The 22,006-nt window shown below is 58.1% G+C and carries 20 protein-coding genes and 1 pseudogene; 11 read left to right on the top strand and 10 right to left on the bottom strand.

The features are described 5' to 3' along the window. The first annotated feature begins 49 nt into the window (after positions 1-49). Complete coding sequence (locus NXS97_RS16455; RefSeq protein WP_013027215.1) at positions 50-982, top strand: LysR substrate-binding domain-containing protein; 933 nt, start codon at positions 50-52, stop codon at positions 980-982. Positions 983-991: 9 nt separating this feature from the next. Here NXS97_RS16455 and pcaC read toward each other — a convergent pair whose 3' ends face one another. The 6 genes and pseudogenes from pcaC to NXS97_RS16425 all read right to left on the bottom strand — a co-directional run bounded on the left by pcaC (position 992) and on the right by NXS97_RS16425 (position 6,041). Then, the gene (gene pcaC / locus NXS97_RS16450; RefSeq protein ID WP_210497953.1) at positions 992-1,378 is read right to left on the bottom strand and encodes a 4-carboxymuconolactone decarboxylase; all 387 of its coding nucleotides are present in this window, start codon (positions 1,376-1,378) and stop codon (positions 992-994) included. Further along, positions 1,379-2,134 (bottom strand): annotated as a pseudogene (pcaD, locus tag NXS97_RS16445) (3-oxoadipate enol-lactonase); the annotation flags it as partial. It abuts the gene before it with no gap. Continuing rightward, entirely contained in the window at positions 2,131-3,471 is a 1,341-nt protein-coding gene (locus NXS97_RS16440; protein WP_112900440.1) for a 3-carboxy-cis,cis-muconate cycloisomerase, read from the bottom strand. The gene NXS97_RS16440 and the pseudogene pcaD, both read right to left, overlap by 4 nt. A 3-nt stretch (positions 3,472-3,474) precedes the next feature. Then, the gene (pcaF, locus tag NXS97_RS16435) at positions 3,475-4,677 is read right to left on the bottom strand and encodes a 3-oxoadipyl-CoA thiolase (RefSeq protein WP_116220049.1); all 1,203 of its coding nucleotides are present in this window, start codon (positions 4,675-4,677) and stop codon (positions 3,475-3,477) included. A gap of 10 nt (positions 4,678-4,687) precedes the next feature. After that, positions 4,688-5,341 (bottom strand): 3-oxoacid CoA-transferase subunit B, encoded by a 654-nt coding sequence (locus NXS97_RS16430; protein ID WP_013027219.1) that lies wholly within the window; start codon positions 5,339-5,341, stop codon positions 4,688-4,690. 10 nt (positions 5,342-5,351) lie between these two features. After that, complete coding sequence (locus tag NXS97_RS16425; RefSeq protein ID WP_112900442.1) at positions 5,352-6,041, bottom strand: 3-oxoacid CoA-transferase subunit A; 690 nt, start codon at positions 6,039-6,041, stop codon at positions 5,352-5,354. A gap of 186 nt (positions 6,042-6,227) precedes the next feature. Here NXS97_RS16425 and NXS97_RS16420 point away from each other — a divergent pair, with 186 nt between their 5' ends. The 3 genes from NXS97_RS16420 to NXS97_RS16410 all read left to right on the top strand — a co-directional run bounded on the left by NXS97_RS16420 (position 6,228) and on the right by NXS97_RS16410 (position 9,182). Further along, entirely contained in the window at positions 6,228-7,034 is an 807-nt protein-coding gene (locus NXS97_RS16420; RefSeq protein WP_013027221.1) for an IclR family transcriptional regulator C-terminal domain-containing protein, read from the top strand. Between the two features lie 77 nt (positions 7,035-7,111). Further along, positions 7,112-8,302 (top strand): cystathionine beta-lyase, encoded by a 1,191-nt coding sequence (metC, locus tag NXS97_RS16415; RefSeq protein WP_105082410.1) that lies wholly within the window; start codon positions 7,112-7,114, stop codon positions 8,300-8,302. Between the two features lie 217 nt (positions 8,303-8,519). Further along, complete coding sequence (locus tag NXS97_RS16410; protein WP_013027223.1) at positions 8,520-9,182, top strand: DedA family protein; 663 nt, start codon at positions 8,520-8,522, stop codon at positions 9,180-9,182. A 12-nt stretch (positions 9,183-9,194) separates the two neighbouring features. Here NXS97_RS16410 and NXS97_RS16405 read toward each other — a convergent pair whose 3' ends face one another. Then, entirely contained in the window at positions 9,195-10,103 is a 909-nt protein-coding gene (locus NXS97_RS16405; RefSeq protein WP_014605038.1) for an AraC family transcriptional regulator, read from the bottom strand. A gap of 192 nt (positions 10,104-10,295) precedes the next feature. Here NXS97_RS16405 and dkgA point away from each other — a divergent pair, with 192 nt between their 5' ends. Both dkgA and NXS97_RS16395 read left to right on the top strand, forming a co-directional pair. Then, on the top strand, positions 10,296-11,123 hold the full coding sequence (dkgA, locus tag NXS97_RS16400; RefSeq protein ID WP_014594626.1) for a 2,5-didehydrogluconate reductase DkgA: 828 nt from the start codon (positions 10,296-10,298) through the stop codon (positions 11,121-11,123). Positions 11,124-11,628: 505 nt separating this feature from the next. Continuing rightward, positions 11,629-12,564: a flagellin gene (locus NXS97_RS16395; RefSeq protein ID WP_014594627.1), complete on the top strand. Its 936-nt coding sequence runs from the start codon at positions 11,629-11,631 to the stop codon at positions 12,562-12,564. Positions 12,565-12,620: 56 nt separating this feature from the next. Here NXS97_RS16395 and ftsP read toward each other — a convergent pair whose 3' ends face one another. From ftsP to parC, 3 genes are all read right to left on the bottom strand, one after another. Next, positions 12,621-14,051 (bottom strand): cell division protein FtsP, encoded by a 1,431-nt coding sequence (gene ftsP, locus NXS97_RS16390; protein ID WP_013027227.1) that lies wholly within the window; start codon positions 14,049-14,051, stop codon positions 12,621-12,623. A gap of 145 nt (positions 14,052-14,196) precedes the next feature. After that, positions 14,197-14,934 carry a 1-acylglycerol-3-phosphate O-acyltransferase gene (locus NXS97_RS16385; RefSeq protein WP_014594628.1) on the bottom strand — a complete coding sequence of 246 codons (738 nt, stop codon included), beginning with the start codon at positions 14,932-14,934 and terminating at the stop codon, positions 14,197-14,199. A 44-nt stretch (positions 14,935-14,978) separates the two neighbouring features. Continuing rightward, positions 14,979-17,252 carry a DNA topoisomerase IV subunit A gene (gene parC, locus NXS97_RS16380; protein WP_014605037.1) on the bottom strand — a complete coding sequence of 758 codons (2,274 nt, stop codon included), beginning with the start codon at positions 17,250-17,252 and terminating at the stop codon, positions 14,979-14,981. 392 nt (positions 17,253-17,644) lie between these two features. Between parC and NXS97_RS16375 the strand changes: the two genes are divergently transcribed. The 5 genes from NXS97_RS16375 to NXS97_RS16355 are packed head-to-tail and all read left to right on the top strand — an operon-like array spanning position 17,645 to position 21,997. Beyond that, positions 17,645-19,207 (top strand): transcription antiterminator, encoded by a 1,563-nt coding sequence (locus tag NXS97_RS16375; RefSeq protein ID WP_014594630.1) that lies wholly within the window; start codon positions 17,645-17,647, stop codon positions 19,205-19,207. An 18-nt stretch (positions 19,208-19,225) separates the two neighbouring features. Continuing rightward, complete coding sequence (locus NXS97_RS16370; RefSeq protein WP_014594631.1) at positions 19,226-19,696, top strand: PTS sugar transporter subunit IIA; 471 nt, start codon at positions 19,226-19,228, stop codon at positions 19,694-19,696. A gap of 22 nt (positions 19,697-19,718) precedes the next feature. Continuing rightward, a complete protein-coding gene (locus NXS97_RS16365) occupies positions 19,719-20,033 on the top strand; it encodes a PTS fructose transporter subunit IIB (RefSeq protein ID WP_013027232.1) in 315 nt (104 codons plus the stop codon). 11 nt (positions 20,034-20,044) lie between these two features. Next, positions 20,045-21,136 carry a PTS fructose transporter subunit IIC gene (locus tag NXS97_RS16360; protein ID WP_013027233.1) on the top strand — a complete coding sequence of 364 codons (1,092 nt, stop codon included), beginning with the start codon at positions 20,045-20,047 and terminating at the stop codon, positions 21,134-21,136. Between the two features lie 9 nt (positions 21,137-21,145). After that, positions 21,146-21,997, top strand: a complete 852-nt coding sequence (locus NXS97_RS16355) for a class II fructose-bisphosphate aldolase (RefSeq protein WP_028715807.1) — start codon at positions 21,146-21,148, stop codon at positions 21,995-21,997. The last annotated feature ends 9 nt before the right edge of the window (positions 21,998-22,006 follow it).

Genomic DNA, 22,006 nt, shown 5'->3' with positions numbered 1-22,006 from the left:
CCCACGACAATGTCCTTGCCGCTTCGGCGGCAAATTCATAACATGAGTCATGGATAGGGTTTCCCGGTTTAGTCAGCGCGTGCGCGTGCGCCATCTTCACGCTTTTGTGGCCACTGCACAGCAGGGGACGCTGGGGCGCGCCGCGCTCCATCTGGGGATTACCCAGCCCGCCCTGTCCAAGACCCTCAACGAACTCGAATACCTTGCCGGTGAGCCGCTGTTGCTGCGCAGCCGCCAGGGGACGGAACTCACCGCCAGCGGCACGCGATTCCTGCACGATGCCATCCGTATTCTTGATGCGCTGAATATTGTGGACCAGGTGATGCGTCCCGGCAGTGCGCCGCAGCCCGGACCGATGCATATTGGCGCACTGCCTACCGCCATTGTCAGCGTGGTGGCGCCGGTATTAGCCGGCCTGCAGCAGCACTATCCGGGCTGGCGCATTCAGGTCAGCACGCTGGCGAATGATGCGTTGCTGATGGGGATAAAATCAGGGCAGATGGCGCTGGGGATTGGGCGCATGGCTGAACCCGTATTGATGGATGGCCTGAACTTCGAGCTGCTGTATCTGGAAACCCTGCGTCTGGTTGTGGCCCCACATCATCCTCTGCTGCATGCTGGCGTAACGCTGGCTGAAGCCCTGAGCTGGCCGCTGATCCTGTCTCCACGCGGCACGGTGCCGCGCCAGAATGCCGAATCGCTGATGACCAGCCATGGCCTGAGATTACCGGATGGCGCAGTGGAAACCCTGTCAACCACGCTGGCCCGCCGTCTGACGCTGAGCCACGGCTACGTCTGGCTGGTGCCCTACGGCGCGGTGCGCGACGACCTGACCAGCAACCAGCTACGCACGTTGCCGCTTCCCAGCCAGGGGATGGCTGAGGCGGTCGGCATCCTGACCCGCCAGCAGCACGCGCCACCACCCGAGCAGCTGCAGCTGGTGGCGGCCTTGCGGCAACGGGTGCTGGACGTGCCTGTCTGACAGCGCAGTTTACTGGGCGCTGTCCTGCTCATCGAAAACGCTCTGCGCCAGATGGAACGCGGCGTTGGATGCTGGCAGGCCGCAGTAGAGCGCAGCATGCATCAGCAACTCTTTGATTTCATCCCGGCTGACGCCGTTATTGAACGCGGCCCGCAGGTGCATTTTCAGCTCCGCTTCGCGGTTGAGCGCAATCAGCATGCCGATGGTGATCAGGCTGCGCGTGTGGCGAGTCAGGCCGGGCCGGGTCCAAATCTCGCCCCAGGCGTAGCGGCTGATAAAGTTCTGAAACTCATCATTCAGCGGCGACAGGTTTTCGAGCGTCCGCTCAACGTGGGCGTCGCCGAGCACCGCCCGGCGTACGGTCATGCCCTGCTGGTAGCGCTGCTGCTGGGTCAGCTGTGCGTCAATAAAAGGCTGCAGCGCGCGGTTAAACGCCAGCCAGACCTCGACGCTGGACAAGTGCGAGGCGGGCAGCACGACACGCTGCGCACCCGGGATCTGTTCAACCATGCTGTCTGCATCGGCCAGGGTCGTAACCCTGTCGTCACGCCCGGCAATCACCAGCACGGGTAACGAAATCGCCGCCAGTTCGTGGCGCAAATCGGCTGTCGCCAGGGCTTCACAACAGTCAGCGTAGCTGTCGGCGTCACAGGCGCTGAGCTGGGATACCAGATGGTTTACCGTCGCAGGCGCACGTTCACAGAAGGCCGGGGTAAACCAGCGTGCCGCCGCGCCCTCTGCAATGGCAGCCATGCCGTACTGACGAGCCTGCGCGGCCCGCTCTCGCCAGGCGGCCGACTCGCCGATCTTTGCCGCGCTGTTGGCGATCGTGAGCGTGATCAGGCGTTGCGGATGAAAACGCGCCAGCCAGAGTCCGGTCAGCCCGCCCATTGAAATGCCGCAGAAGTGCACCCTGTCGATGCCCAGTTGGTCCAGCAGCGACAGGACCGCTATCCCCAGCTGTTCCAGCGAGCGGGTTTGTCCGTTCGGTGCCGAAGCACCGTGGCCGGGAACGTCGTAACGCAAAAGGCGATACGTCCCTATCAGCGCATCACGCTGCGGCTGCCACATCTCGGACGTTGTGCCTAAGGAGTTACTGAATAAAATCACCGGGGCATCGTCTGGCCCCTCAAGTACGTAATGCAACATCATGTGGCCCTCGCAGCCGCTAAAACCTGGTGAATAAAGCGTGACGCGCTGCCCGTGGCGTTCGCCGGATCGAGCAGCCTCTCCAGTTCGGGCCGACTCAGGTGCGAGGCAACGGTTTCATCCGCGCACAGGACGGTCAGCAAACGCTGCTGCGTCGCCAGCGCCCGACGGCAGCACTGTTCAATATGATGATGGGCCTGCTGCCGTCCCAGCGCGTCTGCCAGCGCCAGCGTGACCGCTTCCGCCATGATGAGCCCCTGTGTCAGGCCGAGATTGCGTTGCATGGCTTCTTCATGGACTTCCAGTCCGTCGATCAGTTCTGTGCTGTGCACCAGCGCCGCGCCGCTGAGCATAATCAGCTGCGGCAGGCTCTGCCACTCGGCCTGCCAGCCGCCCAGCGCACGCTCGTGCTCCTGAACCTGACCGGCATACAGACCTGACATCAGGGCCGGCACCCGGTTGGCCGCGCTGAGAATCGCCGCGCAGAGCACCGGGTTCCGTTTGTGCGGCATGGTAGAAGATCCCCCGCGCCCCGGCGCCAGGGGTTCACTGACTTCGCCGACTTCGCTCTGCATCAGAAGCGACATGTCCCGGGCCAGCTTGCCCAGCGTACCGGTAAGACCGGCATACCAGCCCGCCAGTTCGGTGATTCTGTCGCGCTGCGCATGCCAGGGCGTAGCGCTTCGCGGCAGCGCCAGCACATCAGACAACGCCTGCTCGACGCGTTCGCCCTTTTCCCCCAGGGACGCCAGCGTGCCCGCCGCCCCGCCAAACTGCAGCACCAGCACCCGCGGCCGCATGGCCTTCAGTCGCGCACGAAAACGCACCAGCGCATCCAGCGTGCCCGCCAGCTTCAGGCCTAACGTCACCGGCAGCGCGTGCTGCAGCCAGGTCCGGCCGACCATCAGCGTCGTGCTGTGCCGCTCGCACTGAATCGTCAGGGCGGCAATCAGCCGATCCAGCAGCGAAGCCGTGTCGTTAAGCGCGGTGCGCAGTTGCAGCATCAGTCCGCTGTCGATCGCATCCTGACTGGTTGCGCCCCAGTGCACATAGCGCGCGGCCTCGGGCGACGCCGCCGCAACCACGGCAGTGAGCTGTTTAACCAGCGGAATCGCCAGGTTGCCCGCCAGGCCCGCCGCCTGCGTCAGCGCCGCCGTATCGATCGCCTGCGCCTGGCAACAGGCCTGAATACAGTGAGCGGCGGCGTGATCGATCACGCCTGCCGTGGCCAGCGCCTGTGCCAGCCCGGCTTCGAAATCCAGCATTCCCTGTAACAACGCCGTATCGCTAAAGCAGTCGTCAAGGGGAGAGGCCATAAACATGGCGCGGTAAAGAGACATTGGTTATACCCGTTCCAGAATGAGTGCGATGCCTTGCCCCACGCCCACGCACATGGTGCACAGCGCGTAACGGCCGCCCGTGCGCCGCAGCTGATACGCTGCGGTCATGGCCAGCCTGCCGCCTGACGCGCCCAGCGGATGTCCCAGCGCAATCGCGCCGCCGTTGGGATTCACATAGGCAGCATCATCGGCCAGTCCCAGTGCGCGCGTCACCGCCAGCGCTTGGGCAGCGAAAGCCTCATTTAATTCGATCACGTCCATTTGCGCCAGCGTCAGGCCACTTTGAGCCAGCACTTTACGCACGGCAGGCACCGGACCATAGCCCATAATGCGCGGCTCCACGCCACAGGCCGCCATCGCCACCACCCGCACCAGCGGCGTGAGTCCATGTTCTGCCGCCGCGTTCTCGCTCGCCAGCAGCAAGGCGCAGGCTCCATCGTTAATGCCCGATGCGTTACCCGCCGTCACGCTGCCGTCCGGGCTGACCACGCCTTTTAAGCCCGCCAGCGCCGCCAGCGAGGTGCTGCGCGGATGCTCGTCACAGGTGACGTTCAGGGCTTCGCCTTTGCGCTGCGGGATGCTCACCGCCATCAGTTCGTCACTAAACAGCCCCATTTCCTGCGCCCGGGCGGTACGCAACTGACTACGTAGGGCAAAAGCATCCTGATCGGCGCGGCTGATAGCGAAATCACGCGCTACGTTTTCTGCCGTTTCCGGCATGGTTTCGACACCAAAGCGGGCGCGCATCTGCGGGTTGATGAAGCGCCATCCCATCGTCGTGTCTTCCATTTTCAGGGAACGGCTAAACGCACTGTCTGCTTTGCCGGTCACAAAGGGCGCGCGCGACATGCTCTCCACGCCGCCCGCTATCATTATTTCGGCCTCACCGCATTTGATCGCCCGGGCCGCCGTGCCGATGGCATCCAGCCCCGAGCCGCACAAACGGTTGAGCGTGGTGCCCGGCACGCTGGACGGCAGCCCGGCCAGTAACAGCGCCATGCGCGCCACGTTACGGTTGTCTTCTCCCGCCTGATTTGCGCAGCCGTAAATCACATCGTCAATAGCCTGCGCCACCGAAGCCGGCTGGCGGGCTAACAGCGCCGCTAAGGGTAAAGCAGCCAGATCGTCAGCACGCAGGCTGGCAAGCGCGCCCGCGTAACGGCCAAAGGGCGTACGGAGTGCATCGCAGATAAACGCCTGTTGCATCAGCTTCTCCTCAGGCGGTAGCCAGTTCAGGTTGCAATAAACGCACCGGCGTTAACGCCTGCAGCGCATCAAAACTCAGCCCGGGGCAGCACTCCACCACCAGCGGGCCCTGTGGGGTAATATCGATCACGGCCATATCGGTATAGAGACGACTGACGCAGCCCAGACCGGTAAGCGGATAGCTGCACTGTTTGACCAGCTTGCACTCCCCTTTTTTGGTCAGGTAATCCATCATCACATAGACTTTGCGCGCGCCGATGGCGAGATCCATCGCCCCGCCTACGGCAGGAATCGCGTCTTGCGCCCCGGTGCTCCAGTTAGCCAGATCGCCGCCGACAGACACCTGATAGGCCCCCATTACGCAGATATCCAGATGCCCGCCGCGCATCATGGCAAACGAGTCGCCGTGGTGGAAAAAACAGCCGCCGGGCAGCAGCGTTACCTGCTCTTTCCCGGCGTTGATCAGCTCCGGATCCTCCTCTCCGGCGACGGGAGCGGGCCCCATGCCGAGGAGCCCATTCTCGCTGTGCAGGAAAATCTCTTTATCTGCAGGCAGATAGTTGGCAATGCGGGTGGGCAGGCCGATGCCCAGATTGACGTAGGCGCCCTCAGGAATATCGCGCGCCACGCGCTGTGCCAGTTGGTCTCGGGTGAGTTTTTGCATAGCCTACTCCTCAGGCGGAAAGGGTCAGGGTTGCGGGATTAGCCACGGCCACCAGCCGCTGCACAAAAATGCCCGGCGTGACGACGTTTTCAGGATCGAGCTGGCCGAGCGGCACCAGTTCTGCCACCTGCGCAATCGTGGTCGTAGCGGCCATCGCCATCACCGGACCAAAATTTCGTGCCGCTTTGCGGTAAACAAGGTTGCCCCAGCGGTCGCCCCGATGCGCTTTGATCAGGGCAAAATCAGCCTTGAGCGGCTTTTCAAATACGTAATGACGACCGTCGATTTCACGGGTTTCTTTGCCCTCCGCCAGCGGTGTACCAAAGGCGGTTGGCGTGAAAATCCCCCCCAGCCCGCTCCCTGCCGCCTGCATTCTGGCGGCAAGGTTGCCCTGCGGCACCAGCTCCAGTGCAATTTCTCCCCGGCGATAGCGTTCGTCGAACACCCAGGAATCGACCTGGCGGGGAAAAGAGCAAATCATCTTCTCAACACAGCCGGCCTTCAGCAGCGCGGCCAGGCCACTTTCGCCGTTGCCCGCGTTGTTGCTGATCACCGTCAGCCCACGCACGCCATGGTCAATCAGCGCATCAATCAGCTCCAGGGGCTGGCCTGCGGGTCCAAATCCGCCAATCATGATGCTGGCCCCGTCCGGTATCACCGCAACGGCCTCTGCCAGCGTTGCCACACTTTTATCGATCATCTGCTCTTCCTTTCGCCCGGCACAGGCCGGCTTGTCGTGAATAGCCAAAAAGTAGATCGCTCTGTGACAGCAAACAATACCGATAATCGAAATAGTGTGCGATTATCGGTCACTGACGGGATAAAACAGGACATTGTGATCGCGCACACAGGCGTGCGCGCATCAAGCCACTGACAGGAGAAAACCATGACGGATGAACAACAACGACTGCGCGGTAACAGCGATCCCTGGAAAGGCGATCCCAATTTTATGGCCTCCCTGGCGCGGGGACTGGAAGTGCTACAGGCGTTTACGCCACAGCGCCGCCTGATGTCCGTGTCGCAAATCAGTCAGCGTACGGGCATTCCCCGTGCGGCCGTGCGGCGCTGTCTGTATACGCTGAGCAAGCTGGGGTTTGTGTATGCGGAGGATGGCAAAAACTTTGAACTGCGTCCGCGCGTGCTCTCTCTCGGCCACAACTGGTTAGGCGCAACGCCGCTTGCCAGCGCCTCGCAGCCGGTTTTGCGTCAGCTCAGCCAGACGCTGAACGAGTCCTGTTCGATGGCGGTACTGGACGGGGACGACATTCTCTACATCGCCCGTGCGTCGGCATCGCGCATTATGACGATTGACCTGCACATCGGCAGCCGCCTGCCTGCCAGCACCACCTCCATGGGAAGAGTGCTGTTAAGCGGCCTGGCCAGTGAACCGCTTAACGATTACCTGGCGCGCTTGACTCAGCTGCGTTATACCAGTCATACGCTGGTAAGCAGCAGCGCGCTGCGTGAAGAACTGGCGCGCGTCAGGCAGCAGGGCTACGCCATTAACGATCAGGAACTGGAAATCGGGCTGCGATCTCTCGCCGTGCCGCTCAGCGCGCCGGGGGGCCGAATAGTGGCCGCGCTCAACGTGGGCGTGCATGCCGGGCAGGTTTCTGCCGATACGCTGCGCCAGCACCATTTGCCGCTGCTGCAGGAGGCGGCCCGGGAAATCTCCCTGCTGCTGCGTCAATAATCTGTTTTGCCCCTCAACGTCGCTACAAAATTCGTGGTAACGTGAAGGCTGAGTTGCAAGCGGCAAAGTAGAGAGTTATGACCACGAAAAAAATTGATACCACCCTCGTCAGCGCTGGACGCAACAAGCGTTATACCCAAGGCTCGGTGAATGCGGTCATTCAGCGAGCCTCTTCACTGGTTTTCGATAGCGTTGCAGAGAAAAAACGGGCCACCGCAGGGCGCGCGAAAGGCGAACTGTTTTACGGCCGTCGCGGCACCCTGACGCATTTCGCCTTGCAGGATGCCATGACGGAGCTGGAGGGCGGCGCGGGCTGTGTTCTCTATCCTTGCGGCGCAGCAGCCGTCTCCAATGCCATCCTCGCGTTTGTCGAAGCGGGCGACCACATTTTAATGAGCGGCGCCGTTTACGAACCGACTCAGGACTTCTGCACAAAAATACTCAGCAAGCTCCAGGTCTCGACCACCTGGTTTGATCACTGTATTGGCCACGACATCGCCGCGCTGGTTCAGCCTAATACCCGCGTGGTTTTCCTGGAATCTCCTGCCTCCATCACCATGGAAGTGCAGGACGTGCCGGCTATCGTTGCGGCGATACGCGCTAAAGCGCCAGACGCCATCATTATGATCGACAACACCTGGGCGGCAGGCGTGCTGTTCAGCCCGCTGGCCCTGGGCGTGGATATTTCTATACAGGCTGGAACGAAATACCTGATCGGCCACAGTGACGCCATGATTGGCACCGCTGTCGCCAACGCCCGCTGCTGGGATCAACTGCGCGAAAACAGCTACCTGATGGGCCAGATGGTGGATGCCGATACGGCTTACATGGCAAGCCGTGGCTTACGTACGCTGGGCGTGCGCCTGCGCCAGCATGAAGAGAGTGCGCTGCAGGTAGCAGAGTGGCTTTCTGCCCGCCCTGAAGTGGCGCGGGTTAACCATCCGGCGCTGCCCTCGTGCCGCGGGCATGCATTCTGGCAGCGTGACTTCACCGGCAGCAGCGGTTTATTTTCATTCGTGCTGCAGCAAAAACTGAGCCGTGAACAGCTGGCGAATTATCTCGACCATTTTCATCACTTCAGCATGGCTTATTCCTGGGGTGGATATGAGTCACTGATTTTAGCCAACCAGCCCGAAGAGTTAGCGGCCATTCGCCCGGCCGGTGGCGTTGACTTTGAGGGGACGCTGATACGGCTCCACATTGGTCTTGAGCATGTCGATGACCTGCTGGTCGATCTTGAGGCAGGCTTTGATCGCCTGACGCGCTAAAATAGTAAACATGATATAAACCAGGCGCCGACCGTCGTGATATTACACCCGGTCATGGCTGGTTAGCTGTTAACATTCGATCTATAAAAAAGTGTTCAGTCAGCAGAAGAACCGCAACATTTTACCCCTTCACCGCGCAATGCTGTGGTGGGAAGTAAGAGGTCAGCCAGGTCTGAACAGAACAATTGAGTTTCATTTTGACGTAATGGGATAGCTAATGGGTGTTTTACACGAGATTGTGCACGCGCTTTGGCATCAGGACTTTGCCGCGCTGGCCAATCCAGAAGTGGTCTGGATCGTTTACAGCGTAATGTTTATGACGCTATTCCTGGAAAATGGTTTGTTACCTGCCTCTTTTTTGCCTGGCGACAGCCTCTTGCTACTGGCCGGTGCCATGGTGGCTAAAGGCGTGATGGACTTTTTCCCGACGCTGGTGATACTCACGGTCGCCGCCAGTCTGGGCTGCTGGCTGAGTTATCTGCAGGGGCGCTGGCTGGGCAACACGAAGCTGGTGAAGAGCTGGCTGATGCAGCTGCCGGCGCAATATCATCAACGCGCCTGGAATATGTTCAACCGCCATGGTCTGATGGCGCTTCTGGTTGGCCGCTTCCTGGCGTTTATTCGTACCCTGTTGCCTACCATGGCGGGCATTTCCGGACTGTCTAATGCCCGTTTCCAGCTGTTTAACTGGCTCAGCGGCCTGCTCTGGGTCGGCATCGTGGTCACGCTGGGTTACGGTATCAGCCAGGTGCCCTTTATCAAACGTCATGAAGATCAGGTCATGGCGATCCTGATGATACTGCCGATGGTGCTACTGGTGGTCGGCCTGGTCGGCAGCGTCATCGTGATCTGGAAAAAACGTCGCCAGAAACACGCCTGACAGCGGGTAGCGTCAGGCGGGCGGTTCGGCCACCGTCTGGCGCACCCGATTCACTTCCTCTCCCGGCGTCACGCCAAAATAGCGTTTAAACTCACGCGAAAATTGCGACGGACTTTCATAGCCAACCCGCACGGCCGCCACGCTGGCTTTCAGGCCATCGTGCAACATCAGCAACCGCGCCTGATGCAGACGATAACGTTTAAGGTACTGTAACGGCGACGTCTGCGTGACGGCCTTAAAGTTATGGTGAAACGCCGACACGCTCATGTTCACTTCCGCCGCCAGCGCATCCACGCTGAGGTTATCGGCATAGTGATTCTCAATGCGGCGCAGCGCGCGGGCGATCTGGCTGAACTGCGTCTGCCGACTCACCAGCGAGAGCAGCGCGCCGCCTATCGGCCCGGTCAGCACGTAATAAATAATCTCCCGCACAATATGCGGCCCCAGCACGCGCGCATCGCGCGGCTGCGTCATCACATCCAGCAGGCGTTCTGCGGCACACAACATGGGCTCGGTTAACCAGCCGGAGTGAATACCGGAGGTGAGCGGCTGTGGCTGAAACCCTTCGTCGTCACCTATATCCATCAGCAGATCCTGCAGACTGGCCGTGTCCACGCGTAAACACATTCCGGCCAACGGCTGCTCCGGTGAGGCCCAGGTTTCGCATTCGACCGGCAAGGGCACGGTCAGCATTAAATATTTTGTGGCGTCGTACTGAAAAACCGTACTGCCGAGATAGCCGGTTTTACCGCCCTGAAACAGAATGACGATGCCCGGCTGATACATGATGGGCGTGCGCGGACGATACTGATCGGCGTAGATCAGAGAAACGTTTTCTACCGGACAGCGCTGGTGACGGCCATGTGTCATCAGCGTGACCACCTGCTGAGCCAGACGTTGGCACAATGCGTCGTGAGGCATAATCACTCCAGAAAATAAAACAGCAGTTTGCCGCGCGCCTGGTTAATTCGCCAGCAAAATGGAGAATCAGGCAAGAAGTTTACAGGATCAGGCAGGGTTATCCTGTGCGGTTCACAGGCAGCCTGAAAATTGTTAGCTAGACTTAAGCACAGCGAGGATTCACTGGTTTACTGCAAATGTAAGGAGCATGTTATGGCAGACCAACCCATTATCAAACTGCACGATGGTAACATGATGCCGCAACTGGGACTTGGCGTGTGGCAAGCCAGCGTCGAAGATGCGCGTCATGCCGTGCTGAAAGCGCTGGAGGTCGGCTATCGCTCAATTGATACCGCCGCCGCGTATAAAAATGAAGAAGCCATAGGTCAGGCGCTACAGGAAACGGAGGTCGCGCGTGACGATATCTTTGTCACGACCAAGCTGTGGAACAGCGACCAGCAAAACGTTCAGCAGGCGCTGGAAACCAGCCTGGAAAAACTCAAGCTGGATCAGGTTGACCTCTATCTGATGCACTGGCCGTGTCCAGAGAATGATCACTACGTTGAAGCCTGGAAACACATGATCGCACTGCAGCAGCAGGGCCTAGTGAAGAGCATCGGCGTGTGCAACTTTAATCAGCCGCACCTGAAGCGGCTGCTGGAAGAGACGGGCGTGACTCCGGTCATCAACCAGATCGAGCTGCATCCCATGCTGCAACAGCGCACGCTCCATGCCTGGAACGCCATGCACCAGATTCAGACTGAATCCTGGAGTCCGCTGGCCCAGGGCGGTGAAGGCGTATTCGATCAGGACATCATCAAATCGCTGGCGAAAAAATACGGTAAAACCCCGGCGCAAATCGTCATCCGCTGGCACCTGGACAGCGGCTTGGTGGTGATCCCTAAATCCGTCACGCCTGCGCGCATTGAAGAAAATTTCAAGGTGTTTGATTTCCGTCTGGATAAGACAGAAATGAGCGAGATTGCGAAGCTGGACAGCGGTAATCGCCTGGGTCCTGACCCGGATACGTTCAACGGCTGACCGTCGCCTGCCTCGACTTAACAAGAGAGTGGGTACGCATCGCCTCTCCCGGCTGGGGGAGGCTTTTTTTTTATGGCTGCGCGGGAACGGGGAGTTTTAAGATTTTTTAAAATCTGTGTCAAAGGACATCATTGATGATCAGCCTGCGTCAGACGCATTCGTCTTCTCCGGCACAAGATGAGCGGCTCGCCAGCACATCGCCACATCCTGCGCCTCGTTAAGTCAAATCCCCCCTCTAAAACCTTGCCTTATCCGCCAGCAATACGGTTATCTGTGCCGTTTAAAAACGGGCTTAGCCTGCTGGTGGCCCCGTTCCCTGTTAGCGCGACACGCTTTGCAACACACCGCCGGGCTGACTGACTGTGCCGGTCTGATAACCGGGGTGATAATGATTAACGTTATGATCTTTTAGCCTGGCTCTGCTGCCTGCCCGCCCCCGTTCAAGGGATCGCGGCATTAAGGCGCAGTGAAGTAAAGCGTAACGTTATCAACCCAGGAGCCTGTCATGTCGGTTATCAATACCAATATCCTGTCATTGATCGTTCAGAATGACCTTTTCCTTTCGCAAAACGCGATGTCGACGGCCATTGAACGCCTCTCTTCCGGACTCCGCATTAACAGCGCTAAAGATGATGCTGCCGGGATGGCGATAGCTAACCGTCTGACCTCAAGGATCAACGGAATGACGGTTGCCACCCGAAACGCCGGTGAGGGTATTTCGCTGTCACAAACCGCTGAGGGCGCGCTCGATGAAATAAATAACAACCTGCAACGTATACGCGACCTGACGGTACAGGCACAAAATGGAAGCAACTCCGCTGCGGATATCGACTCGATTCAGACCGAAGTGAACCAGCGAATGGAGGAAATTAACCGCATTACGGCGCAAACGGATTTCAATGGCATTAAGGTGCTGAATACCGGATCGGGTGCGTCCGAGTATCGCTTTCAGGTCGGTGCGGAAGACGGTGAAACCATCAGCATCGATATTGACTCGAGTGACCGGTACAACCTGCTAAAAGCGGGAACAACCGGCACCACGCTCAACGTCCGGCAGATGACATCAGGTGACACCGTTAACGGGGCCGCACGTACGGTTGCCGCAGAGGGTTTTGACGTTCTGAAAGGCGCAGTGACTGGCGGAGCGAACGGGACAGCGACGGGGAACTCGCCTCTGACTGATATTGACCGGGCGATTCAGTTCGTTGACACGCAACGCAGCATGATGGGGGCAGACCAGAACCGCTTTCAGTCCGCTATCGCCAACCTGGGGAGCATGGTAACCAATCTCACTGCCGCACGGAGCCGGATAGAGGATGTTGATTACGCGACAGAAGTATCGGCGCTGTCACAGGCGCAGATTTTACAGCAGGCCGGCGTAGCGATGCTGGCTCAGGCCAACCAGATGCCCCAACTGATGCTGCAGCTTCTTCGGTTTTAATCTCCGAAGGGCACGGGCAGGAGAGGCTCTCCTGCCCTGTTGAAGCACGTGTGCCGCTAAGACAGCGTAGGTTGCGTCAGCAGCTGACCTGCCGTGCCGCGATCCGCCAGTTCCAGCGTCTGGCTGTGATAGACAAACGGAAAATGCTCAGAAGAACTTTGCGTAAAGCTCACCAGAAGCTCTACGTCTCCGTCCACCCAGACCGTGTCCTTCCAGCCGCGATCTTCGCCCATGGGCTGAGCGCCGTTTACGCTCTTAATCAGGAACATGACGCCCTGGATGTGGAAAGATTGCGGACGATCGGCGCGAATAATCCAGCGTTCGAACGTGCCCTGCTGTGCGGTAGAATCAATGCGGTTCATATCCCAGACGGCACCATTGATGCCCGGCAGGCTGTCGCCAATGCGGAACTCACGCGTGCGCACCGAGGCGCCATCCAGAATCTGATCGGCTAGCAAACGCATCGGCAGGTTATCCGTCACCAGCGGCAGCAGGCCGGTAGGCCGCAGCGTAAGCACCAGCGTTGAGGTCAGGATTGTGGAGGGCTCAAAGAAACCGCGCAAACGATCCATAATGCCCGCCGCCGTGCCTGCCGTGATGGAGACTTCATCCCCTTGCGACATATCCACTAAGACTTCACGCCGTTCGCCCGGCGCCAGAGTTAAGCGCTGTACGGCGACGGGTGACGGCAGAAAGCCCTGATCGCTGGCAATCACCGTGAAGGGCCGGTTGTCACTGAGGCTCAGTTCATAACGCCGCGCATTGGAGGCGTTAAGCAACCGCAGACGGACCCAGCCACGTGATACCTCGACAAAAGGGTTACGCACACCGTTAACCAGCAGCGTATCGCCGAGAAAACCGCCGTCGCCCGGTGGGTCATAAACCGGCGTGGCAAAGTTATCCAGCCGTTTATCCTGAATAATCAGGGGGAAATCATCCACGCCATAATGTTTCGGCAAAGGTAGCTGCTTGCTGATGTCATCCTCAATCAGCCACATGCCCGCCAGGCCATTGTACACGTGCGGGGCCATGCGATTTGGCGTGTTGGCGTGATACCAGCAGGTCGCGGCACTCTGGCGAATCGGTAAAACCGGCGCCCAGTCGACCCCGGCTGACATCATGCGCGGCGCGCCGCCCATCAGTGCGCCCGGCACCTGCAGGCCACTGACCGTCATTGAAACGGGTTCATTGAGGCGGTTGCTGTAAATCAGTTTGACATCATCACCGCTGTACACGCGCACCGTGGGGCCGAGGTACATGCCGTTGATGCCCCAGACCGGGACTTTATTGTTATCGCCGTTAAACGACCAGTGGCTGCGCTGCAGGGTCAGAAACAGCGGCTGACCGCGGCGAGATTCCAGTAGCGGCGGGACAGGCAGGGGCGTATCACCGCCCGCAGAAGCGGCACGCGCCGCATGAGGTACAAGCGCGGCACTGAGCGCCGCACCGGCAGAAAGCTGGATAAACTGACGTCTGCTGAAAGACATTGAATTTCAGACCTTTTACGCGTGGCGCTGAACCGCCAACTCTGTTTTTATTGCTGTCATTGCTGTGCTGCGTGCACGGCGAGCAACGTCATGCTGACTCGCCGTGGGGCATCCATGCAGAATAGTCCGATAAAGGGCTTATCGGTTAGATTTTACCGTTTTTTTCGCGTTCTTCGACTTCGGCGTTCAGCTCTTCCAGCTTGGCCGCCATCAATTCCCGGCAGTGAGTCGCCAGCTTGCGCACCGAAGAGGATTCAAATTGTTTCACGTCCACCGGCGGCAGCATTTCCACAATCACCAGTCCGTTTTTCAGGCGGTTGAGGTTAATCTTGCCGTGAGTATTCGATACTACAATTGGAATGATCGGCACGCCTGCGGCAACGGCGGCATGAAATGCCCCGGTTTTAAAGGGTAACAACCCACGACCACGGCTACGCGTGCCCTCCGGGAACATCCAGAAGGAGATGCGTTTTTTATTAAACTGATCCACCAGCTCACCGATCGTCCCGTGTGCTTTGGCGCGGTTGTCACGATCGATCAGCAGGTTGCCGGTCAGCCAGTAAAGCTGACCAAAAAAAGGTATCCACAACAGGCTTTTTTTACCGACGGTGACCGTTGTTGGCTGCACAATCTTGGCTGCGGTGACCATATCGTAGTTGTTCTGGTGGTTAGCGATGTAAATCGCGTTGCCGTAGTTATCCGCGCCTTCGGGCCGACGAAGCTCAACTTTAAGCCCAAACAGCGTCGATAATTTGCCAAACAGGTGACCAAAGGTCGCAACGTGGCGCGGATTACGTGGCGAGAACAGGCACCAGATACAGCCAAAAAAACTCAGCAATATTGAATAAATCACTACGATAATAGTGCGTAATATCAGTAACATATTTTCCTCAATGTGACACGGCTGGCCGGGGCCAGCCGGGTGAATTACGCGTCGCTGTCCGCGCTGCCGGGACGTGCCGGCGCATCCAGTTCGACCCGATCAATTTTTTGCAGGCCGCGCGGCAGCAGTGTGCCACGACGGCCGCGATCGGCACGGAACTTCTGCAACTCTTCACTGCGTAACAGCAGCTTGCGTTTGCCCACGTGCAGCGTAATCGCACTGCCCGGTGGCAGGATCATCAGCCAGGCCAGTTTATCCGCTCCCGACGCGGCATCCGCAGACGGAATCGAGATAATCTTGTTGCCCTTGCCCTTCGACATCTGCGGCAGTTCGCCGACCGGGAACATCAACATCCTGCCCGCCTGCGTAATGGCCAGCAGCATGTCATCTTCGTGATGGACAGCCATGGGCGTCATCACGCGGGCATTTTCAGGCAGCGTCAGCAGCGCTTTACCCGCACGGTTGCGCGAAATCAGATCGTTGAAGGTACAGATGAAACCGTATCCGGCATCAGACGCCATCAGCAAACGCTGCTCTTCCGGCTCCATCAGCACCTGCTCCATAACGGCACCCGGCGGTGGCGTCAGCTTACCGGTCAGCGGCTCGCCCTGCCCGCGTGCCGACGGCAGCGAGGTGGGATCCAGCGTATAGCTGCGTCCGGTGGAATCGATAAAGGCCACAGGTTGGTTACTCTTGCCGCGCGCCGCCGCCAGATAGCTGTCGCCCGCTTTGTAGCTCAGCCCTGCCGGGTCGATGTCATGTCCTTTAGCGCTGCGCACCCAGCCCATCTGCGACAGCACAATGGTGACAGGCTCGGACGGCACCAGCTCGGTTTCACTCAGCGCTTTCGCTTCTTCACGCTCACGCAGCGGTGAACGGCGGTCGTCGCCAAAATTGTTGCTGTCTGCCTGCAGCTCTTTTTTCAGCAGCGTATTCATTTTGCGTTCGGACGCCAGAATCGCCTGCAGCTGATCGCGCTCTTTTTCCAGCTCGCTCTGCTCGCCGCGAATCTTCATCTCTTCCAGCTTGGCCAAATGACGCAGCTTGAGTTCAAGGATCGCTTCAGCCTGGGTTTCGCTAATGTCAAAGCGCGACATCAGTACCGGTTTCGGCTCGTCCTCGGTACGGATGATATGAATCACTTCATCAATATTGAGGAACGCCACCAGCAAACCGTCAAGGATATGCAAACGGCGCAGCACGCGATCTAAACGGTAGTTCAGACGGCGGCGCACGGTGTCACGACGGAACACTAACCATTCAGACAGGATCTCCAGCAGGTTTTTCACCGCCGGACGGTTATCCAGGCCGATCATATTGAGGTTGATGCGGTAGCTTTTTTCCAGATCGGTGGTGGCGAACAGGTGGTTCATGACCTGCTCAAGATCGACGCGATTGGATCGCGGCACGATCACCAGCCGGGTGGGGTTTTCGTGATCGGATTCGTCACGAAGATCCTCTACCATCGGCAGCTTTTTGTTGCGCATCTGGTTGGCGATCTGCTCCAGCACGCGCGCACCGGATACCTGATGCGGCAGCGCGGTGATCACCACTTCGCCGTCTTCTTTTTTCCACACCGCGCGCTGACGCACCGAACCGCGTCCGTTCTGATAGATTTTGCGAATCTCGTCACGAGGCGTGATGATCTCGGCTTCAGTCGGGAAATCCGGGCCCTGCACGATTTCCAGCAGCGCATCCAGGCTGGTTTTCGGATCGTCAATCAGGGCGATAGCGGCCTGCGCCACTTCACGCAGGTTGTGCGGCGGAATATCCGTTGCCATGCCCACCGCAATGCCGGTGGTGCCGTTCAGCAGGATGTTCGGCAGCCGCGCCGGCAGCATCTTGGGCTCCTGCATCGTGCCGTCAAAGTTCGGCACCCAGTCAGCCGTGCCCTGCCCCAGCTCGCCCAGCAGCACTTCGGCATACTTCGACAGGCGCGACTCGGTATAACGCATGGCGGCGAAAGATTTAGGATCGTCCGGCGCGCCCCAGTTTCCCTGGCCATCGACCAGCGGATAGCGGTAGGAGAACGGCTGTGCCATCAGTACCATGGCTTCATAGCAGGCACTGTCGCCATGAGGATGGTATTTACCCAGCACGTCACCGACGGTACGGGCGGATTTTTTAAATTTGGCGGTGGCGTTCAGCCCCAGCTCTGACATGGCATAGACAATGCGGCGCTGCACGGGCTTTAAACCGTCGCCAATATAAGGCAGCGCGCGGTCCATGATGACGTACATGGAGTAATTTAAGTACGCATTCTCAGTAAACGTATGCAGGGCAAGACGCTCTGCACCATCCTGCGTCAATTCGCTCATTAAGTCCTCATCCTCACATCGTGACCCGCAACGGCGGATCACCCGGCGGTTGTTTGGCGAGGATAGTACCTTATTCGTGGGTGTTAGTCACAGGCCAGACGCAGTCAGGCCTGGGGTTTTTTCCCGGTTGACCGATCGCCGAAAATCCGCCTCAGGACAAAATGCCGAATGTCTTATTTCTAATAGTTTGTGACCGCGCTCGCAATTAATTACCGGCGACGTTATAGCGTATTAATCCTGTCCCGTTTCGGGGACAACATTTAGTATTGTTGATTCGCCTTCCACGCCCTACATTCAATTTTAACGCTGTTACACACTTTTATTTTTTTCCAGGTTGGATTTAACGAATTGCCACTTAAGCACCGCTAACGAAATAATAGACAGGTGACTGAATGCAGAATCTGACTTCACGACAACACCGGTTACTGAAATTACTGCTGCAGGCGGGTACGCCGCTGGCTTTAACGCAATTAGCCCAGCAGTTAACCGTTTCTGAAAAAAGTATTTATCGCGATTTGCAAAGCCTGGAAATCTGGCTGGGCGCCTGGCAGGCACAGCTGATCAAGCTGCCCGGTCGCAGCGTGATACTGCAAACCGAGGATATCGCGCAACGCCTGCGATTACAGCAGCATCTGGCCAGTGAAGAGAACTGGTCTGAAGGTTTAAGCAACAATGCACGCCGGGTGAAAATTCTGTCACAGCTGCTGAGGGATGCGCCGCGTGAAACCTCCATCAGTAAGTTATCTGAACGCTATTTCATTAGTCACGCTTCTATCGTCAACGATTTAAAGGTCATTGAAGAGTGGCTACAACCGCTGGCGCTGGCGCTGGTCAGAAGTCAGAGCGGTACGCATGTCGAAGGCAGTGAGCAGGCATTACGTCAGGCGATGGTATCGCTGATTAACGATGTTATGCAGCATAACGGTGGCAGTAACACGGCGCTACCGCGGCTGGACCCGGGCAGTTACCAGGCGCTGATCCACTATTTTGGCGAGGAGGATGTGGCGTTTGTGCAGACCTTACTGCAGCAGATGGAGCAGCAGCTTGGCTATCCACTGAGCGATGCGTACTACATCAATCTGTCCACCCACATCCTGATTATGATCCACCGCATGTCGCAGGGTAAGGCTTTATCTCTGCCCTTAGCGCTGAGCGCTCAGGAAATGGATAATCGCATTCTGAAGATTGCCCGTCAGATGGTGCGACAGGTTGAACAACGTTTAGACCAGTCAGTGCCGGCGGATGAAGTCGGATTTATTTATCAGTACATTATTTCGTCGGGCATTGTGGTTGAAGAACGCGGCAGCGATATGTTGCCGCAATATCAATTATCGAATGAAGCCTCGCGTAATATTACGGTTGAATTAATTCGCTGCTTCTCAGAACTTATTCAACAGGACCTCACTGCCGATCCTTTATTATTTGAAGGTTTACTTTTCCATATTAAGCCATTACTTAACCGGCTGAAATATCATATTAGCATTCGTAATCCATTGCTCGATGATATTAAAACGGAGCTGAGTGAAATTTTTACGCTGACTCAGCGGGCCATGCAGCTTACCGCCGCGCGTTTTCATTACGGGTCGATTGCGGACGACGAAGTGGGCTATTTATGTGTCCATTTTCAGGCCGCGCTGGAACGGCAAATCGCCCATAAACGCATTTTGCTGGTCTGTTCCAGCGGCGTCGGCACCTCGCATCTCCTGAAGAGCCGTATTCTGCGCGCGTTCCCGGACTGGATTATTGCGGGCGTCATTTCGGCCAGTAACCTCGGCGATTTTTGCCAACAGGAGCCGGTTGATCTGGTGATCTCGACTATTCACCTCGACACCTCGCTGTTTCCTACCGTGTATGTGACCGCGTTTTTCAATGACGACGATATTCGCCGTGTGACTGACGCCATGATTGGCAGCCAACTGCCGAAGGCCGTTAACAGCGCCCTGGCAGAACATTAACTGAATGAGGTCTGACTGATGGATATTTCTCGCATTCTTACGCCACGCCGCGTCAATCTCAACCTGCAAGCCAGCAGTAAAGAGGAGGCCATCATTGAACTGACCGATTTGCTGTTCAGTGACGGTGCGATTAGCGATAAACAGGCCTTTATCAAGGATGTCTGGCTACGCGAGGCAGAGGGTTCGACAGGGTTTGAAAATCACATTGCCATTCCCCACGGGAAATCGTCAGCCGTGAAACAGACCACGTTAGCTATTGGGCGCAGCCAGCAGGATATTCCCTGGGAAACGCTGGATGGCAGCCAGGTGCGCTGCATCATCCTGTTTGCCGTTCGCCTTGAAGATCAAAATACCCCCCATATTCGCCTGCTGTCCCAGGTGGCCAGTGCGCTGGCCGATGATGAGGTGATTGCGCAGTTGCTGGTGGAAAACGACCCCAGCGAAATCATTCGGCTGTTCAGTCAGTACGCCGAAACCGACCTCTGTTAATCCTACACGTCCGAGGTAGACCATGAACATTGTCTGTGTTGCCGCCTGCACGGCGGGTATCGCGCATACCTACATTGCGCGCGAAAAACTGATCAAGGGAGCCCATGCCCTTGGTCACACCATCCACGTGGAAACGCAGGGCACCATTGGTACTGAAAACGCCCTCGATACGGAAACCATCGCCGCCGCCGATGTCGTCATTCTGGCGGTGGATGTCAAGATCAACGGTGAGGAACGCTTTCGCGGCAAACCGATCGTCAGGGTGAAAACTGAAGTGGTGATCAAGTCGCCGATTAAGTTTCTGGAAAAAGTGGCGGATTCACTGGCGCGTGCCTGAGGAGATCCACAATGAACGATAACAAAAGACAGTACGGACAGGAGATCAAAGGTCATCTGTTGACGGGGATCTCCTGGATGATCCCGCTGATTGTCGCCGCCGGGATCTGTATCGCGCTGGGCCAGGTCATCGGTGGTCCGGACGTAGGCAAACATCCCGGCACGATTGCCTGGATGCTGAACCAGATGGGCGGCTGGGGCATGGGATTGATCGTGCCGTTGATTAGCGCCGCCATCGCCTACTCGATTGCCGACAGGCCGGGCTTTGCGCCTGGCTTAATCGTGGGCTTTATCTGCGGCCAGATCGGCACGGGTTTTATCGGCGGCATCCTTGGCGGCTTCCTGGTGGGTTATACGGTGATTCTGTTGCGCCGCAGCATTCGGCTGCCGCAGTCGATGCAGGGCCTGATGCCGATCATGGTGTTACCGGTGCTGAGCACCATTATCGCCGGGCTTTTGATGATGACCTTCATCGGCCAGCCCATCGTCTGGTTGCAGAAGGCGCTGATTGCGCTGTTGGAATCCATGCAGGGCGGTTCGAAGTTCGTTATGGGCGCCATTCTGGGGGCGATGGCCACCTTCGACTTTGGCGGGCCGGTCAATAAAACCATGTCGCTGTTCGCGGATGGCATGCTGGTCGACGGTATTTACGGACCGGAAGCGGTCAAATTTGTCGGTTCGATGATCCCGCCCTTTGGTATCACCCTTTCCTGGCTGTTAACCCGCCATAAGTACACCCGCGCGGAAAAAGAGGCGCTGAAGGCGGCCTTTCCCATGGGGATCTGCATGATCACTGAAGGTGTGATCCCGATTGCTGCCCGCGATCTGCTTCGTGTCGTCGGCAGCTGTGTGGTGGCTTCCGCCGTCGCCGGCGGGCTGATTATGGTCTGGGGCGTCGAAGCGCCCGTGCCTCACGGCGGCATGTTCGTGGTGCCTCTCTTCACCAAACCCTGGCTGTTCTGCCTGGCGCTCGGTATCGGCAGCACGATCTGTGGCGTGATGCTATCGCTGCTGAAAAAGCCGGTGACCGAAGCCGACGAAGAGTTTGACGACGTGGAAGATCACAGCGTTCGTGACGACGACATTAAATTCACACTGGAATAAGGAGTGCGTATGTACGCGGCAATGAACGACCTGATCGCACGGGCTGCCCGTAACCAGTATGCGGTACTGGCCATCAACTGTTTCAATCTGGAGAGCGCACGTGCGGCAGTGAAGGCGGCGGAGGAGCAACGCGCGCCCCTGATCCTGAATGTTTATCAGGGGCACAGCCGCCATTTCCCGCCCGCTGTCGCCGTGCCGTTGGTTCAGGCGCTGGCAGCGAATGCCAGCGTGCCGATCGCGCTGGCGCTTGACCACGGAAAAGCCTTTCCGCTGATTGGACAGGCCTTTCGGGCCGGGTTTACCGGACTGATGATCGATGCCTCCTCCGAGCCGCTGGCAGAAAATATTCGCCAGACGGCAAAAGTGGTCGAGATGGCGCATACCGCCGGGGTTTGTGTGGAGGGCGAACTGGGGCATATCGCCGATGCCCCAACCTATGCGCTGGCAGACGCTGCGGTGAAAATGACCCAGGTGGCGGACGTGGTGCCCTTTCTGCAACAAACGGGCATCGATCTGTTAGCGGTGTCGGTTGGGACCGCGCACGGGCTCTATCCCGCTGGCGTCAAACCGCAAATCGACTTTCAGCGTCTGGCTGCGCTGCATGGGGTTTCGCCGGTTCCCCTGGCGCTGCACGGCGGCAGCGGCACGCCAGCCGACGATATTCGACGCGTCAGTCAGCACGGCGTCGCCAAGATTAACGTTGGCGCGGCGGTCTTTGATGCAGGCAAGCAGGCGCTCCATCAGGCGCTTAAGCAGCATCCCGCTGCTGAGCTGCCTGATCTGCTGGCGCTGATGGAGGCCGCCTGCTGCGAAGTCGTACATGACTATCTGAGCTGTTCCGGCTCCGCTAATCAGATCTGATTTTTTTCT

The organism is Pantoea sp. B623 (assembly GCF_024814475.1).
Taxonomy (GTDB): Bacteria; Pseudomonadota; Gammaproteobacteria; order Enterobacterales; family Enterobacteriaceae; genus Pantoea; species Pantoea ananatis.
Note: the sequence above shows the minus strand (reverse complement) of the source record. Positions and strands in the feature narration are given on the sequence as shown.

Excerpts from the sequence above, each read along its gene's own strand:
- NXS97_RS16455 (WP_013027215.1), top strand. The coding sequence starts at position 50 with ATGGATAGGGTTTCCCGGTTTAGTCAGCGCGTGCGCGTGCGCCATCTT.
- NXS97_RS16440 (WP_112900440.1), bottom strand. The coding sequence starts at position 3,471 with ATGTCTCTTTACCGCGCCATGTTTATGGCCTCTCCCCTTGACGACTGC.
- pcaF (WP_116220049.1), bottom strand. The coding sequence starts at position 4,677 with ATGCAACAGGCGTTTATCTGCGATGCACTCCGTACGCCCTTTGGCCGT.
- NXS97_RS16430 (WP_013027219.1), bottom strand. The coding sequence starts at position 5,341 with ATGCAAAAACTCACCCGAGACCAACTGGCACAGCGCGTGGCGCGCGAT.
- NXS97_RS16425 (WP_112900442.1), bottom strand. The coding sequence starts at position 6,041 with ATGATCGATAAAAGTGTGGCAACGCTGGCAGAGGCCGTTGCGGTGATA.
- NXS97_RS16420 (WP_013027221.1), top strand. The coding sequence starts at position 6,228 with ATGACGGATGAACAACAACGACTGCGCGGTAACAGCGATCCCTGGAAA.
- metC (WP_105082410.1), top strand. The coding sequence starts at position 7,112 with ATGACCACGAAAAAAATTGATACCACCCTCGTCAGCGCTGGACGCAAC.
- NXS97_RS16410 (WP_013027223.1), top strand. The coding sequence starts at position 8,520 with ATGGGTGTTTTACACGAGATTGTGCACGCGCTTTGGCATCAGGACTTT.
- NXS97_RS16405 (WP_014605038.1), bottom strand. The coding sequence starts at position 10,103 with ATGCCTCACGACGCATTGTGCCAACGTCTGGCTCAGCAGGTGGTCACG.
- dkgA (WP_014594626.1), top strand. The coding sequence starts at position 10,296 with ATGGCAGACCAACCCATTATCAAACTGCACGATGGTAACATGATGCCG.
- NXS97_RS16395 (WP_014594627.1), top strand. The coding sequence starts at position 11,629 with ATGTCGGTTATCAATACCAATATCCTGTCATTGATCGTTCAGAATGAC.
- ftsP (WP_013027227.1), bottom strand. The coding sequence starts at position 14,051 with ATGTCTTTCAGCAGACGTCAGTTTATCCAGCTTTCTGCCGGTGCGGCG.
- NXS97_RS16385 (WP_014594628.1), bottom strand. The coding sequence starts at position 14,934 with ATGTTACTGATATTACGCACTATTATCGTAGTGATTTATTCAATATTG.
- parC (WP_014605037.1), bottom strand. The coding sequence starts at position 17,252 with ATGAGCGAATTGACGCAGGATGGTGCAGAGCGTCTTGCCCTGCATACG.
- NXS97_RS16375 (WP_014594630.1), top strand. The coding sequence starts at position 17,645 with ATGCAGAATCTGACTTCACGACAACACCGGTTACTGAAATTACTGCTG.
- NXS97_RS16370 (WP_014594631.1), top strand. The coding sequence starts at position 19,226 with ATGGATATTTCTCGCATTCTTACGCCACGCCGCGTCAATCTCAACCTG.
- NXS97_RS16365 (WP_013027232.1), top strand. The coding sequence starts at position 19,719 with ATGAACATTGTCTGTGTTGCCGCCTGCACGGCGGGTATCGCGCATACC.
- NXS97_RS16360 (WP_013027233.1), top strand. The coding sequence starts at position 20,045 with ATGAACGATAACAAAAGACAGTACGGACAGGAGATCAAAGGTCATCTG.
- NXS97_RS16355 (WP_028715807.1), top strand. The coding sequence starts at position 21,146 with ATGTACGCGGCAATGAACGACCTGATCGCACGGGCTGCCCGTAACCAG.